The organism is Campylobacter sp. 2018MI01 (assembly GCF_018501205.1).
GTDB lineage: Bacteria > Campylobacterota > Campylobacteria > Campylobacterales > Campylobacteraceae > Campylobacter_E.
Genome location: NZ_JAHCZE010000037.1, coordinates 1 through 15,904 on the forward strand (window position 1 = coordinate 1; position 15,904 = coordinate 15,904).

Genomic DNA, 15,904 nt, shown 5'->3' on the forward strand with positions numbered 1-15,904 from the left:
TCCTTGCTCAAAGTAATGAAGATAAAGAAAGATTAGAATATTTTAATGCTAAAAATATAGAAGTTTTTACAAATATAAAGATTACAAATAAGCCAATAGTTACTAAGCAATTAAGCAAAAATAAAGAAATAATTTTAATTGCAAGCACTCACGAAAATGAAGAAGAAATAATTCTAAATAAGCTAGATAAAAATTTCTTAAAAGATAAATGTCTAATAATAGCACCAAGACACCCTGAAAGATTTCACAAGGTTGAAAAATTGCTTAATAATAAAGGCTTTAACATTGTAAAATATAGCAATGATTGTGATGGATATTTAAAAAGTGAAGTATTTTTGCTAGATACTTTAGGAGAATTGATTAATTTTTATTCAATTAGTGATTATGTGATTTTGGGTGGTTCTTATACTAAAATAGGCGGACATAATTTCGCCGAAGCTGCGTTTTTTGGCTGCAAAATCACTTCAGGAACTAATGTATTTTCTCAATATTCAAGCCTAAAATGTATAGAAAATATAAAAATTAGTGATGATATTGATTTTACAAATGTTAAAAATGCTAAAATCAAAAACGAATATACTTTCAACGCATTATGCGAAATATTAGATAGGAAAATAAATGAAACAAGATAAAGCATATAAATTATTAGCAATTCAAGAAGGAATTTCAAATTCAGCTGCTAAAGAATTAATAGATTTAGGTTTAGTAATGCACGGGGGCAAAAGATTAGAGATTGCAAGGGGTCTTATGCCTGTTAATACTATTTTTAAACTTGCAAAACCAGAGCTTAGCGTATTGTTTGAAGATGATAATTTATTAGCTATTAATAAGCCAATTGGTATTGCGAGCGAACATATTAAAAATAATTACACTCTTTTAAATAGACTTGATAAGGATACAAGTGGCATTGTATTATTTGCTAAAAATGAAGAGTTTTTAAAGGCTGCAAAAAACGAATATAAAAAAGAAAAAGTGCAAAAACTCTACCTAGCAATTACTAATAAAATCGTAAGCGAAGGAATGGAGATTGATGAGCCGATTTTAACCATAAAAGGCAAAAGTGCATTTAGCAAAATTAGTAATAGCGAAAACGCAAAATATGCTTATACTAAAATAGAGCCTTTAATTATAGAAGGTAAAAAAACCTTATTAAAAGTGCAAATTGCAACAGGTAGAACCCATCAAATAAGAGTTCATTTAAATAGCGTTGGTCTAGGAATTTTAGGCGATGTTAAATATAGTAAAATAATTAGCTCAAGGCTAATGCTTCATTGTGCTAGGACAAAAATATTTGATTATGATATAAAAACTCCTATGCCAAATGATTTTCATAAAGACTTTGAATTAAAAGGGCTTAATTTAGACTTTTTATTTTAATTTTTAATGCTTTTAAGATAGTTTTTATTTTAAAAGCATTGGAATTTTATAAATTATACTTTACCAACGATAAAGCTTATAATTATTACACTTTGTTTAATTGCTGAAATTAAAATAAATCCCTTTAAGCATAGTAAAGGAATAATAATGTTAGATGTAATGCAAATTCAAGAAATTTTACCACATAGACCACCATTTTTGTTAGTTGATAAAATCACAGAAATCAATCTTGATGAAGGTTATGTATTAGGTTATAAAAATGTTAGTATAAGTGATCAAGTATTTGCAGGACACTTTCCAGGTCATCCGATTTATCCAGGAGTTTTAATATTAGAAGGAATGGCTCAAACGGGTGGAATTTTAGCTTTTCAAAGTATGAAAGATAGTGTTGATCCTAAAAGCAAGGTAGTATATTTTACAGGAATGGAAGAAGTAAAATTCAAATCACCAGTAAGACCAGGCGATAAATTAGTATATAAAATGAGCGTTGTTAAAAATCGTGGAGCAATGTGGGTGTTTAGTGGCGAGGCTTATGTAGATGATACATTATGCACTCAAGCAATTTTAAAAGCGATGATAGTAGATAAATGATTTCAGATTTAGCAATAATAGAAAATGGTGCAAAAATAGGCAAAAATGTTAGCATTGAGCCTTTTGCATATATAGGAAGTAATGTAGAAATTGGTGATAATTGCATTGTTAAAAGTGGTGCAAGAATTTTAGGAAATACAAAAATAGGAAATAATTGCAAGATTTTTTCTTATGCTATTTTAGGTGATATTCCACAAGATATTTCTTATAAAAACGATGATTTTTCAGCTTTAATAGTAGGTGATAATACAATTATTCGTGAGTTTTGCACTATAAATTGTGGCACACAAAAAGGCGATGGATACACAAGAGTTGGAAATAATAATTTCATAATGGCTTATGTTCATATTGCACACGATTGCACCTTAGCTGATAATATAATTTTAGCAAACAATGTAACCTTAGCAGGGCATGTTGAAGTTGGCTCATTTAGTGTGATTGGCGGACTTACTCCGGTTCATCAATGGGTTAAAATAGGCGATTATTGTATGCTTGGAGGTGCTTCAGCATTATCTCAAGATTTACCACATTTTTGTCTAGCTGAAGGTAATCGTGCTTATGTTAGAAGTCTTAATTTAGTAGGGCTTAGAAGACATTTAGAAAAAGATAAAATAAATGAATTAAGTGAAGCATTTAGTAAGATTTTTAGAAGCAAAACAGGGCTAATTAGCGATAGAGCAAAAGCTTTATATGAGAGTTCAAATTCTGCCGAAGTTGTTAAATTATGCTCGTTTATTTTAAATACAAAGCGTGGAATTCCAGTGAAAGGAAATGATAATGAGCAATAATATTTGTAGTTTTTGTGGCAAATCTTATCCGTTTGACCTACTTTCAAATGGTAAAAATAATACAATTTGTCCTACTTGTGCTGGTGTTATATTTAAAATGTATGATGCTAAAAATAAAGAATTAGCAGTAGATGAGGTAGCTGATAGTTTAAAAGATATAAGTTCAAAAGCTTTAAAATCTCATTTGGATAATTATGTAATAGGTCAGGATAGAGCAAAAAAGGTTTTAAGCGTAAGCGTTCATAATCATTATAAAAGGCTTATGAGTAATGCTGATGAGAGTGATGTGGAATTAGCAAAATCAAATGTTTTATTAGTAGGACCTACAGGAAGTGGTAAGACACTTTTAGCTCAAACTATGGCAAAAGCACTTGATATTCCTATAGCAATTTGCGATGCTACGAGTTTAACTGAAGCTGGGTATGTAGGAGAAGATGTTGAAAATATCTTAACAAGACTTTTACAAGCAGCTGATTATAATGTTGAGCGTGCAGAATGTGGGATAATTTTCATTGATGAAATTGATAAAATCGCAAGAAAGGGAGAAAACCGCTCAATTACAAGGGATGTAAGCGGAGAAGGCGTTCAGCAAGCATTGCTTAAGATAATAGAAGGTAGCGTTGTAAATGTCCCACCACAAGGCGGTAGAAAACACCCAAATCAAGAATTTATTCAAGTTGATACTTCAAATATTTTATTTATTTGTGGTGGTGCTTTTGATGGAATTGAAGAGATTTTAAAGCAAAAGCAAGGCGAGAATGTAATGGGTTTTGATACTACTAGCGTTAAACTTAGTGAAGATGAATTGTATTCACATATTGAGCCTGATGATTTGATTAAATTTGGTCTAATTCCTGAATTAGTTGGAAGATTGCACGCAATTGCAAGTCTTAATGAAATTAGTGAAGAAGATATGGTAAGAATTTTAATTGAGCCAAAAAATTCAATAATTAAGCAATATCAAAAGATTTTTGAATTTGATGGTGTTAAATTAGAATTTGATAAAGACGCACTTTTAGCTATTGCTAAAAAAGCTCTTGATAGAAAAACAGGAGCAAGAGGTCTTCGTGGGATATTAGAGCAATTATTACTTGATTTAATGTTTGATTTAGATAAATATGAAGGTTATGAAATCGTTATAAATAAAGATTTTGTTAATGGCGAAGGCGATGCTATTTTTTTAAAAATTAAGGATAATAAATGATACTAGACCATTTAATAGGGTTATTTTCAAGTGATATGGGTATTGATTTAGGCACAGCAAATACTCTTGTGCTAGTAAAAGATAAGGGTGTAGTAATTGATGAGCCAAGTGTTGTAGCAGTTCAACATACAAAATATGGAAAGAGCAAAATTTTAGCAGTTGGTAAAGAAGCTAAAGAAATGCTAGGCAAAACTCCTAGCGATATTCAAGCAATTCGCCCTATGAGAGATGGGGTTATAGCTGATTTTGATATGACTGAAAAAATGATTAGATATTTTATTGAAAAAACACATAAAAGAAAGAGTTTTTTACGCCCTAGAATATTAATATCAGTTCCTTATGGTCTAACTCAAGTTGAAAGAAAAGCAGTTCGCGAAAGTGCTTTGAGTGCTGGTGCAAGAGAAGTGTATTTGGTTGAAGAGCCAATGGCTGCAGCAATTGGTGCAAATCTTCCCGTGCAAGAACCTGTAGGCTCATTAGTAGTTGATATTGGTGGTGGAACTACTGAAATAGGAGTTATTACTCTAGGTGGTCTTCATACTGCAAAAAGTATTAGAACAGCAGGAGATAAGTTAGATAGCTCAATTGTAAATTATGTAAAAGAAAAATACAATCTAATAATAGGCGAAAGAACTAGCGAAGATATTAAAATCCAAGTTGGTTCAGCTATTCAATTACCTGAAGAATTAACTATAGTTGTTAAAGGAAAAGACCAAGTAAAAGGGCTTTTAAGTAAGGTTGAGCTAAGTAGCGAAGATATTCGTGAAGCTATAAAAGAGCCTTTAAAAGAAATTGCTGATGCGCTTAAGTTCGTATTAGAAAATACAAAACCAGAACTTGCAGGCGATATTGTAGAAAATGGTATAGTGCTAACTGGTGGTGGAGCATTAATCCGTGGAATTGATAAATATTTAAGCGATATTGTAAAATTACCTGTTTATGTTGCTGATGAGCCACTTCATGCAGTAGCAAGAGGAACTGGAAAAATACTTGAAGAGATTTCTTTACTAAGACAAATAGTAAATGATGAATAAATTTAAATTATTACTCCTAATATGCGTTTTGCTTACATCTTCTTATTATTTTGTAGCAGATGTTAAAAATGCTGTTTTAGGGGTTAATGATTTTGTTTTAAATAAGCTTTATAATGCTTATGATTACACCAAACAAAATATTACTAAATATTTTAATCAAGTAAATCAGATAGATGAATTAAGCACAGAAAATAAAAAGCTAAAACAATACAAATTCTTATATGATAATTTAGTTATAGAATATAACAATCTTGCAAAAGCCCATAATCTTAAAAAATATGAATTTGAATTAGCCTTAACTAGGGTATTATCTTATGAAAAAATTGGAAGTTTGACTAAATTTTGGATGAGTTATGATGGTATAAAGCCTGATATTACTTATGGTTTGATATATGATAATAATGCAGTGGGGATTATGTATTCAAATAATAATAGAGCTTATGCACTTAGTTTAAACGATGAAAAATGTGTTTTTTCTGTGGTTGTTGGGGAAAATAAAACTCCTGCTATTTTACAAGGTAGTAAAAATTCAATTTATGTTAATTTCGTTACTGATTATAAAGAATTAAATATAGGAGATTTGGTTTATACGAGTGGAAAGGATTTGATTTTTCCAGAGGGTATTTATGTTGGAAAAGTAGTAAAAATCATAGATGAAGCTGGGTATAAAAGAGCTATTTTAGAAGATACAAAAACTCTTAGTCCTTATAGATATGTTTATATGGTAAGTGCTAAAGAGAACTCACAAGAAATTAAAAATTAAAATCTTAAATTATTTTTTATTAATTTACCCTTTGTTAATAGGGGGGGGGTGTAGAATAATTACTTCATTTTAAAAAAGGAGTAATTATGGATAAGAGTTCCATTTTAATGCTACTTGATAATAAAATTTCAAGCGAGCAAAAGTTTATGCTAAATGATAAACTTGATAATTTAAGCGAAGAAAAATATAAAAACCTTCCACTAATCCCGTTAAAAAGTCCAATTTTAGCAGCAGTTTTAGGATTTTTCTTCGGAGTTTGGGGTGTTGATAGATTTTATCAAGGAAATATGCTTTTAGGATTTTTAAAAATAGGTCTATTTTTAATAGGCTTGGCTTCGACACTTATATTTATCGGAGTTTTTATTTTATGGGCTTTATATATTTATGTATTAGTTGATATATATTTTGTATATAAAGCAGTTCAAAAAGACAATTACACAAAAATATTACAAATAATAGGATGATTTTATGAAAACAGATTTTTTAATTTCTAACAAAGGTCAAGAATTAATCAAAAATGAAGAAGAATTAAGAGTAAAGTTGAGTGAATTTGTAGGAGAATTGCCAAATGCTGCAATAGTTGATGAATTAAGCAATGCGGCAAAATACTATACAAATAATGGTGAATCAAATATAGCAAGATATTCTTTTAGACTAAAAGATATATGTCTTCCTACATTGTTGTTTAGTTATTTTAGTTATGCGTTGCGTTCTATGTGGATTTATGCAGGAATTGTTTATGGGGCAATTGTGGTTTTATCTTTTTTTGGTTATTTTTGTTTTAAACCAAAGGGCTTATCAAATTCTTTTGATTTTTCTTATATTAGTTATGTTTTAATTTATGTGATTATCAGCGTTTTAACAAGCGCAACTTATAGATATTTTTTATTAAAAGAATTTTTCACTAAATACGAATTAACACTTATTAGCAAACCTAGAAAACCCATAAATATCTTAATAGCTATTGGATTTATTATTGCTTTATTATTAGTTATAAAATTAATTAGCCTTTTTATTGTAGGTGCTAGCGTAATGGCTATTGGTGGTGTAACTAGATGGTAAGAATAGGAATTTAAAATTCCTATTTTATATAGCTTAAAGATTTTTTAAGCTTTTTTAATCTTTCTAAATCTTTATGCTTTAATTTTAGTAAAGTTTCAATTAATTGAGTATGCAAGGCTTGTAATTCTACTAATTCATCTTTACTTAGAGTATCTAGCCAATTGCTATTAATTTTATCTTCTAGCTCATTGGCTAAACTTTCTAATTCGTAAAAGTCTTCATTAACTAATGCTAATTTGATTTTAGTTATCAATGTTTGCTCTCTAAATATGAAATTACGCCTAAAGCAGCGTTAGCACCATCAGCCGCAGCACAAACAACTTGTCTTGGAGCATCTACTCTTAAATCTCCTGCAGCAAACAAGCCTTCAACACTCGTTCTCATTTTTAAATCAACCTTAACAGCATCTCCTACCATTTCGCATAAAAATGAGCCATCAGTTTGTTTTAATACTTCATTTCTCACATCAAGTCCTACGAAAGTAAATATCCCTGGAACTGCTAAATCTTTTTTGCTACCATCATTAAATACTATTTTAACGCCTGTAACTCCAGCATTATCTCCTACAACTTCTTCTACTTTAGCATTTAAAATAAACTCAATTTTTTCATTTTTCTTAGCTCTTTCAACGGTTGATGGAGCTGCACGAAAACCTTCTCTTCTGTGGATTAAATATACTTTAGAGCATAGATTAGCTAGATAAAGTGCTTCTTCAAGTGCGGTATCTCCACCACCTAAAACTGCTACTTCTTTTTTTCTATAAAACGCACCATCGCAAGTTGCACATGTGCTTACTCCACGACCAAAAAATTCATTTTCGCCTATAAAACCAGCTTTTTTAGGAGCTGCTCCTGTGCAAACTATAACAGCTTTAGCATCATCGCTTGAATTATCAGAGAAAATTATTTTAAAATTCTCGCCATTTTTTTCAACTCTAATTACTTCTTTTTGCTCAATTTTTAGACCAAATCTAGTGCTTTGCTCACTCCAAGGTGCCATAAAGCTAATTCCATCCATTACGGTTGCAACGCCTGGGTAATTCTCCATCTCACTTGAGCTTGTGATTTGTCCGCCTGGCATAAATTTTTCATACATTACAACATTTTTAAGCCCACCACGAGTTGCATATAATCCCGCACTAAGACCAGCAGGGCCACCACCAATAATAGCTAAATCTAACATTTTATCTCCTAATTAATAATTTTTATTATTTAATAATAACTTTATTAAGTTAATCAAGTTTAAAATTTATTATACTTTAATTCGTTACCAAACAATCTAATTTTGTCTTTTTTATAATCACTTCTAAGTGGGCTTAAATAACTTTTATATTCAATAGGATAAATTCCTGCAATATCACAAATTAAATGTATTAAATCATCGCTCATAAAAGGTAAATCTTTAGCTTTATTTAAATCTTTTAATAGTTTTTTATGATTTTCTTTAAAAGAATTTGAATAAAGGATTATAAAAGGTATTTCAGCAGTAATTTTATCTAAAATATGCCCTAAAACAGATTTGCTTTTATCATCATATAAGCTTTCAGCATGGTCGCTTAAATAAATTATCAAACTATCATCATTTTTAAATATATCATAAATATTTTGGATTATATAATCAGTATAAAGTATGGAATTATAATATTCTGCTATGCTTTTTTTATCGCTTATATTAGTTTTAATATCGCTTTCATTAAATTTTGCAAATTCTTTAGGATAGCGTTTTTTATAATTTCCGTGATTTCCTAAAAGATGAATTACTATGAAATTATTATCACTTAATTTTAGGTTTTTAATAATAGGCAATAAAACCCCATCATATTTTGCATAACTTAAAGTATCGCTAGAGCTCATATATTTATTTGTAAAATAAGAAAAATCACTCATAATACCAACACTAGCAGCATTATTTCCCCATTCGCTAATATAGTCTTGATTAGATATCCAAAAGGTTTTGTAATTTGCTAATTTGAATAAATTAATAATGTCTAAATTCTCATAAAATTTTCTTTCACTTAAATTATCTAAATTAGCAAAATTAAGCAATACACTCATTACCGGATTTGTAGAAGCATAAGGGGCAATAACATCAGAATAAATTATTTTATTTTTTATATTTATTAGATTAGGTGTGGTGTTTAATCCTTGCCCGTAGTCTTGATAAGCACTTCTTCTTGAGCTTTCTCCTATTATTAAAACTATATTTTTTATGTTTTCATTAGCTTTTAATTTTTCGTGATTATTAGCAATTTTTAAATAACTCTCTTGCATTATTTTAGAATTAATCAAAATATCATCTGTATAAATTAATTCTTTATTAAATTTAATAAAAGGAATATTTATATATCTACTAAAATCATATTTAATAGCTCTTCTTAAATCATTCCCAAAGCACACTACAAAGATTAAAATAATAAAAGCTATGTTTAATTTGTTATTTATCTTTATATTTATTTTAATTTTTAGTAAAATTAAAGCCACAATCATAAAAATTAAAATTCCAAAGAATTTAAAATTAATATATATTGATATAAACTCAATACTTTCAGCCATATTTGTATTTAAAAATGCTTCTAAGAAACTTGGATTTAAAAAATTATTAAAATTAATTACTAAAAAAGATTGAATAAAGATTACAAAGAAATTATAAATTATTAAAAATCTTAAAATACCCCCCCCCATAAGGGATTTTAGATTTTAGAATATAGATTAGAAAATATACAAACAAGATTATAAAAATTAGCGTAACTGAAGTAGATTTTATATATTTTAAATCTTGAATAATGCCTTGATTTATAATCTTATTAGAAAACAATACTAAGCAAAAAATATTGCTTAGTGTAAAATATAAAAATATTCCAAAATGCTTTAAAACAAATTCAGTAAAATTATTCTTCATCTTTAGCCTTTTTTTGCAAGATATTTAGGGTTGTATTTACTATACTAAATGCTAAAGCAGTATAAATATATGCTTTATTTATATGAATATTTAAACCTTCAACTATTAAAACGCCACCAACTAAGACTAAAAATGTTAAAGCTAGAGTTTTTAATTCTTGGAATTTTTCTACCAAATCTCCAATCCATTTACTAGCAATCATCATAAACATCATAGCAATTATTACAGCTAATATCATAATACTAAGCTCATCAGCAATTCCTACTGCAGTAATGACACTATCTAAAGAAAAAATTATATCAATTAAAGCAATTTCAATTATTACAACAAAGAAATTTGAGCTAGCCTTAAAATTACTATTATCACTATGCTCGTTTTTTTGCATTGATATTAGTTCTTTAATTGATTTAATTATTAAAAATATTCCACCACCAATTAAGACAATATCTCTACCGCTAAAATCTTGACCTAAGATATTAAATAAAGGTTTTGTAAGTTTAACAAGCCAAAAGATACTAAATAAAAGTGCTATACGAGTTAGCATAGCAAAACCAAGCCCTAAAATACGGCCTTTGTTTTGAAGGTGTTTTGGTAATTTACTTACTAAAATAGTAAGAAAAATAATATTATCTATACCTAAAACTATCTCAAGTAATACTAAAGTTACGAAAGATAATATGCCTTCTGAAGTGAAAATCCATTCAAACATAGTTGTCCTTTTTATTGATTAAAAAATGCTATCCTAACCGAAATTTTTTAAAGGAGATTAAATGAGATTAGAACACGATTTTTTAGGTGAACTTGAAATTGCTGATGATATTTATTATGGAGTTCAGACCTTAAGAGCAGTGCAAAATTTTGACATTTCAGGAAAGCGTTTAAAGGACTTTCCAAGACTAATTATATCTTTTGCGAAAGTAAAAAAAGCAGCAGCTTTAGCTAATTATGAATTAGGTTTAATTAATGAAGAGATTAAAAACGCTATTTGTTTTGCTTGTGATGAATTAATAGCTGGAAAATATAAAGACCAATTCGTTGTAGATATGATACAAGGTGGTGCAGGAACTTCTACAAATATGAATGCAAATGAAGTTATAGCAAATATTGCTTTAGAAAAATTAGGACATAAAAAAGGTGAGTATGAGTATTGCCATCCAAATGACCATGTGAATTTATCTCAAAGCACAAATGATGCTTATCCAACATCTTTAAGAGTTGCTTTATATGATTATTTAAGTGATTTAATGAAAGCTATGAATTATTTAAAAGCAGCTTATGAAAGAAAAGCAATTGAGTTTAAAGATATTATAAAAATGGGAAGAACCCAGCTTCAAGACGCAGTTCCGATGACTTTAGGAAGAGAATTTAAAACTTTTGCTGTAATGCTTGGCGAAGATATACAAAGAGTTAGCGAAGCAAGAAGCTTAATTTTAGAAATTAACTTGGGTGCAACTGCTATCGGAACAGGAATTAATTCTCATCCTGATTATCCACCAATCGTTGCAAAACACCTTCAATATATAACAGGTGCAAATTTTGTAATAGCAGATGATTTAATAGAAGCTACACAAGATACAGGAGCTTTTGTTCAAATTAGTGGAGTTTTAAAAAGAGTTGCAACAAAATTAAGTAAAGTTTGTAATGATTTAAGATTACTTTCTAGTGGTCCAAAATGTGGCTTAAATGAAATTAACTTACCAAAAATGCAACCAGGCTCATCAATTATGCCAGGTAAGGTAAATCCAGTTATCCCTGAAGTGGTAAATCAAGTGTGTTATTATGTAATTGGTGCTGATGTTAGTGTTACTTTAGCTTGCGAGGGTGGACAATTACAATTAAATGTATTTGAACCACTTGCAGCATATAGTTTATTAAATAGTATTTGTATGCTTGAGCGTTCTATGAAGACTTTAGCTGATAAATGTGTAGATGGTATCACAGCAAATAAACAAATATGCGAAGATTTTGTGATGAATAGTATAGGAATTGTAACTGCGCTAAATCCTTATATAGGTTATGAAAATAGCGCAAGTATTGCAAAAGAAGCATTGCAAACTGGTGCAAGAGTTTATGATTTAGTTTTAGAGCGTAAATTAATGGATAAAGAAAAGCTTGATAAGATTTTAAGTCCTGAGTTTATGTTAAAGCCACATATGGGAGAAATTAAATAATATTTTGAAATAGGAATTTTAAATTCCTATTTCTTTAAAAGTAATAGATAATAATTTAATCTAAATAATAAAAATTATTATTTATTGCTTTTGTTTAAATTTAGCTAATTTTTTTTAGTTAAAATTTATCTTTAACAATCACAAGGAATAACAATGTATAAGATGATATCAAGTATGAAATTAAGCATAATTTTGTTTTTGTTGTTTGCTTTTGCTAGTGGTTTAGCAACTTTTATAGAAAGCAAATATGGAACTCCTACAGCTTGGGCTTTAATATATGCTAGCTGGTGGTTTGCTGCTATTCAGGTATTGCTAGGAATTAATTTATTTTTTGCAATATTTAGATATAAAATGTATGAAAAATTACCGCTTTTTATATTCCATCTTAGTTTTTTATTTATGCTACTTGGCTCGGCACTTACTAGGTATTATGGATTTGAAGGATATATTCATATAAGAGAAAATGAAACTTCAAATATAGTAAGCTCAAGAGAAGCATTTTTTAGTATTTCTGCTATGAAAGATAATAAATACTATTCAAGCGATGAGTTTAAATATATAAGTGTAATAGGTCATAATGATGTAGATATTAACTTAGATTTAGATGGCAAAATAGCTAATTTAAAATTAGAAAAAGTTATTTTACACGCAAAACCAGCTTATAAAGAAGAAATAGGCGGAAAACCTTTTGTGTTATTAAATGTTTCAGGAGAGCAAGGCTCAAGTGCATTAGCTCTTGATGAAGGTAGATTTGTTGTATTAGGAGAAGTTGTAATAGCAAATAAAAAAGCTATTTCAATGAATGCTAAGCTTTTAGAATTTAACGAAAACAAAATTAAAGCGAATTTTGATTTAGAAATATTTGATGTTAAAAATAAGAAAAATATAAAATTATTAGCTGATAATGAATTTAGCCTTGATGATGGAATGGTAATTTCATTTGAAAATTACAAAATTGGATTTGATAAATTTTACAAAAACGGCGTTAAATACTACGAAGATAGCAAAGATAGCGAGTATCCAAATGCTTATTTAGTAAAAGTAACTTATGATAATGATAGTTTATACGCATATTTATTTGAAGGAGAAGGGCAAAAAATTACTCTAGCAAATCAAACTTTTAGCATATCTTATACTGCTAAATTACTTGAATTACCATTTAGCTTTACTTTAAACAAATTTGAATTAGAGCGTTATATGGCTTCAAATTCTCCGAAATCTTATGCAAGTTATATTAGAATAAATGATGATGAAAGTAAGGATTATAAGATTTATATGAATAATGTATTAGACCATAAAGGTTATAGATTTTATCAAAGCTCATACGATAAAGATGAGCTAGGAACTATTTTAAGTGTAAATCAAGACCCAGGCAAAATACCAACTTATATTGGATATTTATTATTAGGTATAGGATTATTTTTAAACTTGATTTACAAAAACTCACGCTTTATGATTTTAACAAAACGCTTAGCAAAAATGAGTTCATTAGTGCTTTTACTTAGTGCTTTAACTCCGCTTTTACATTCTGATGACATTAATGAAGCTATAGATAATGCTAATAAAAATCTAGCCCCAGTTAGCCTAGAAGAGCATGTAAAAGAATTAAGCGTTTTACCAGTTCAAAAAGACAATGGAAGAATAGCTCCATTTGGCTCATTAGCACTTGATTTAGTAAATAAAATTCATAAAACAAGCACTTATCAAGGCAAAGATGCAACAGAGCTTTTAATATGGATTATGAGTGATTTTAAAGACTTTTCTAAAGAAAAATTTATTTATCTAAGCAATCAAGAAATAAGAGATTTTTTAAATCTTGGCAAGGGTAAATATGCTAGTTTTTACGATTTTTTTCCAAATAATGTATATGCTTTAAAAGATGAAGTAGATAAAGCTTTAAGAACCAATCCAAACAAGCGTGGAACTTATGAAAAAGAATTATTAAAAGTTGATGAGCGTTTAAATCTTTTATATTACGCTTCTTTAGGTGGTTATGTAAGAGCTAGTTTTGAAGATGGTAAAGCTTTAAATGTTTTAGAAACTAGCAAACCTGATTTAAAAGCTTATTTTTTATCATTAATAAATGCAAATAAAGACAATAATTATGCTTTAAGCTCAAAGATTTTAAATGAAATTAAGGCAAGTCAAGGAACTAATATTGATGAAGCAAAATTTAAATTAGAAATCGCTTTTGATAAGGTAGGTATTTTTACAAAATTAAGCCCTGTTTATTTATTAGGTGGTTTGGTGCTATTAATTTTAGTATTTTCAAGAATGATTAGTGGTAAAACAAGTCTAAAAACTGCCTTTAAAATAGTTTATTATCTAAATATTTTAGTTTTCATAGTTCATACAATTGCACTTGCTATTAGGGGATATTTAAGTGGTCATGCACCTTGGTCAAATTCTTATGAAAGTTTATTGTATATTTCTTGGGCATTAAGCTTAAGTGGTATTGTATTTTCTAAAAAAAGTCCTATTTCATTATCGCTTACATCAATTCTTGCAGCTATTGTTTTAATGGTAGCTCATCTTAGTTCAATTGACCCACAAATAGGCAATCTCGCACCTGTTTTACAAAGTTATTGGCTAACAATTCATGTTAGTATCATAACTGCTAGTTATGGATTTTTAGGTCTATGTGCTTTACTTGGAATTTTTGTATTAGTTTTATTTATTATGTTAGGAAAAAATAAAAAGCTAAATGAAAGAATAAAATCAAATATAAAAGAAGCTACAATGATTAACGAAATGGCTATGATTTTAGGCTTATCATTGCTTACTTTAGGCAATTTCTTAGGTGGTGTTTGGGCTAATGAATCTTGGGGAAGATATTGGGGCTGGGATAGTAAAGAAACTTGGGCTTTAGTATCTATTTTGGTTTATGCTGCAGTTTTACATATTAGAATGATTAAAGGAATAAATAATCAATTTACATTTGCAGTATGCTCTATGTTTGCATATTTGAGTATTATTATGACTTATTTTGGAGTGAATTACTTTTTAACAGGTATGCACTCATATGCTGCAGGAGAAGCTGCTAGCGTGCCTATTTATGCTTACATTAGCGTAGGAGTTATGGCGTTATTAGCGATTGTTGCAAGTAAAAATAAAAAGGAAGCAGAACTTTTATGAGAGATAATGTATTTATAATTGTCGGCGTAGTAGCTTTTTTAGTAATTATTGCTCTAGTTTTTTATTTTATAATTAAGAGCTCAAAAAATAAAGAAAATCAAATTCTTACACAAGAAAAGCAAGAAGTAGTCAAGAAAGTAAATGCTTTAGATGATTTGATAAAAGCAGCAAAGAGTGCAAAAACTCCAGCTGCTTTAAATAAAGTAGTTTTAGCGTTTTTACAAAGTCAAAGTCTTGAAAATAGAGCAAGTCTTACAACTTTAAGTGAAGATGCTAAAAAAAAATTAGGATTTATTAGTGTTGTTTGTGCTAACAAATGTGCTGAAGCAAAATTAATTGCTTTTTTAAATCACGAATTGGGTAAAAAATATCCAAGTTACAAAAGAGAAATAGATTTATATGAGAATTTAGGACTTGCAAGAAGAAGGATGAAGTAATTGAATAAACTTTATTTTAGATATCTTGCTAGCCTTTATCTTAAAAATTGTTTAATTTTTATTATTGCTTTTGTAGGATTTTATTTATTTATAGATATTTTAATTAATTATAAAAAGCTGCATTTAAATACCAATATATTCTTATTATATATTGTATATACAATGCTTACAGCTTTTTATTATATATTGCCAATAGCTTTAATACTTGCTATGATTTTTACAAAAATATCTCTTATTAAAAAAAATGAATTTATAGCGTTTTATTCTTTAGGACTTAGCAAAAACGCAAGTGTTAAACCTATAATGTTTATAAGTTTAATAATAAGTTTTATCGCAATTTTTTTAAACTATACAAATATTGCTTATGCAGAAAACTATAAAAGTAATATTTTAAAATACGGATATTTAAGCAAAGAACAAATGGATTTATTTTTTAAATATCAA

At 28.4% G+C, this 15,904-nt stretch carries 16 protein-coding genes and 2 pseudogenes; 13 read left to right on the forward strand and 5 right to left on the reverse strand.

Going from position 1 to position 15,904, the window contains the following annotated elements; genetic code table 11:
- The 9 genes and pseudogenes from KJQ97_RS06450 to KJQ97_RS06490 form a co-directional block, all read left to right on the forward strand.
- A pseudogene (locus tag KJQ97_RS06450) lies at nt 1-632 on the forward strand (lipid IV(A) 3-deoxy-D-manno-octulosonic acid transferase); the annotation flags it as partial.
- A complete protein-coding gene (locus KJQ97_RS06455) occupies nt 619-1,377 on the forward strand; it encodes a pseudouridine synthase family protein (protein WP_214115830.1) in 759 nt (252 codons plus the stop codon). The pseudogene KJQ97_RS06450 and the gene KJQ97_RS06455, both read left to right, overlap by 14 nt.
- A 147-nt stretch (nt 1,378-1,524) precedes the next feature.
- The gene (gene fabZ / locus KJQ97_RS06460) at nt 1,525-1,968 is read left to right on the forward strand and encodes a 3-hydroxyacyl-ACP dehydratase FabZ (RefSeq protein ID WP_214115829.1); all 444 of its coding nucleotides are present in this window, start codon (nt 1,525-1,527) and stop codon (nt 1,966-1,968) included.
- Nucleotides 1,965-2,756, forward strand: coding sequence for an acyl-ACP--UDP-N-acetylglucosamine O-acyltransferase (gene lpxA / locus KJQ97_RS06465; RefSeq protein WP_214120316.1), 792 nt, complete (start codon nt 1,965-1,967; stop codon nt 2,754-2,756). Before fabZ ends, lpxA begins: the two co-directional genes overlap by 4 nt.
- A complete protein-coding gene (gene clpX / locus KJQ97_RS06470) occupies nt 2,746-3,960 on the forward strand; it encodes an ATP-dependent Clp protease ATP-binding subunit ClpX (RefSeq protein ID WP_214115827.1) in 1,215 nt (404 codons plus the stop codon). The genes lpxA and clpX overlap by 11 nt, the downstream gene beginning before the upstream one ends.
- Entirely contained in the window at nt 3,957-4,994 is a 1,038-nt protein-coding gene (locus KJQ97_RS06475; protein WP_214115826.1) for a rod shape-determining protein, read from the forward strand. The genes clpX and KJQ97_RS06475 overlap by 4 nt, the downstream gene beginning before the upstream one ends.
- A complete protein-coding gene (locus KJQ97_RS06480) occupies nt 4,987-5,757 on the forward strand; it encodes a rod shape-determining protein MreC (RefSeq protein WP_214120317.1) in 771 nt (256 codons plus the stop codon). The genes KJQ97_RS06475 and KJQ97_RS06480 overlap by 8 nt, the downstream gene beginning before the upstream one ends.
- A gap of 86 nt (nt 5,758-5,843) precedes the next feature.
- Complete coding sequence (locus KJQ97_RS06485) at nt 5,844-6,221, forward strand: NINE protein (protein WP_214115824.1); 378 nt, start codon at nt 5,844-5,846, stop codon at nt 6,219-6,221.
- Nucleotides 6,222-6,225: 4 nt separating this feature from the next.
- Nucleotides 6,226-6,819: a hypothetical protein gene (locus tag KJQ97_RS06490; protein ID WP_214120318.1), complete on the forward strand. Its 594-nt coding sequence runs from the start codon at nt 6,226-6,228 to the stop codon at nt 6,817-6,819.
- A 19-nt stretch (nt 6,820-6,838) separates the two neighbouring features.
- Here the strand turns inward: KJQ97_RS06490 and KJQ97_RS06495 are convergent, their stop codons facing one another.
- Genes KJQ97_RS06495 through KJQ97_RS06515 form a run of 5 tightly spaced genes read right to left on the reverse strand, consistent with a single transcriptional unit; the run spans nt 6,839 to nt 10,426 of the window.
- Nucleotides 6,839-7,072 carry a hypothetical protein gene (locus tag KJQ97_RS06495; protein WP_214120319.1) on the reverse strand — a complete coding sequence of 78 codons (234 nt, stop codon included), beginning with the start codon at nt 7,070-7,072 and terminating at the stop codon, nt 6,839-6,841.
- Nucleotides 7,069-8,001, reverse strand: coding sequence for a thioredoxin-disulfide reductase (trxB, locus tag KJQ97_RS06500; protein WP_214120320.1), 933 nt, complete (start codon nt 7,999-8,001; stop codon nt 7,069-7,071). Before trxB ends, KJQ97_RS06495 begins: the two co-directional genes overlap by 4 nt.
- A gap of 59 nt (nt 8,002-8,060) precedes the next feature.
- Nucleotides 8,061-9,500, reverse strand: coding sequence for a phosphoethanolamine transferase (locus KJQ97_RS06505; RefSeq protein WP_214120321.1), 1,440 nt, complete (start codon nt 9,498-9,500; stop codon nt 8,061-8,063).
- Nucleotides 9,463-9,717 carry a hypothetical protein gene (locus KJQ97_RS06510; protein WP_214115806.1) on the reverse strand — a complete coding sequence of 85 codons (255 nt, stop codon included), beginning with the start codon at nt 9,715-9,717 and terminating at the stop codon, nt 9,463-9,465. Before KJQ97_RS06510 ends, KJQ97_RS06505 begins: the two co-directional genes overlap by 38 nt.
- Entirely contained in the window at nt 9,707-10,426 is a 720-nt protein-coding gene (locus KJQ97_RS06515; protein WP_214120322.1) for a TerC family protein, read from the reverse strand. Before KJQ97_RS06515 ends, KJQ97_RS06510 begins: the two co-directional genes overlap by 11 nt.
- 61 nt (nt 10,427-10,487) lie before the next feature.
- Here KJQ97_RS06515 and aspA point away from each other — a divergent pair, with 61 nt between their 5' ends.
- From aspA to KJQ97_RS06535, 4 genes and pseudogenes are all read left to right on the forward strand, one after another.
- The gene (aspA, locus tag KJQ97_RS06520) at nt 10,488-11,888 is read left to right on the forward strand and encodes an aspartate ammonia-lyase (RefSeq protein ID WP_214120323.1); all 1,401 of its coding nucleotides are present in this window, start codon (nt 10,488-10,490) and stop codon (nt 11,886-11,888) included.
- A 1,086-nt stretch (nt 11,889-12,974) separates the two neighbouring features.
- Nucleotides 12,975-15,023, forward strand: a pseudogene (locus KJQ97_RS06525) (cytochrome c biogenesis protein); the annotation flags it as partial.
- Entirely contained in the window at nt 15,020-15,460 is a 441-nt protein-coding gene (locus tag KJQ97_RS06530) for a hypothetical protein (protein WP_214115802.1), read from the forward strand. The pseudogene KJQ97_RS06525 and the gene KJQ97_RS06530, both read left to right, overlap by 4 nt.
- Nucleotides 15,461-15,904, forward strand: a 444-nt coding sequence (locus tag KJQ97_RS06535) for an LptF/LptG family permease (protein ID WP_214120325.1), incomplete at its 3' end; no start/stop codon positions are given.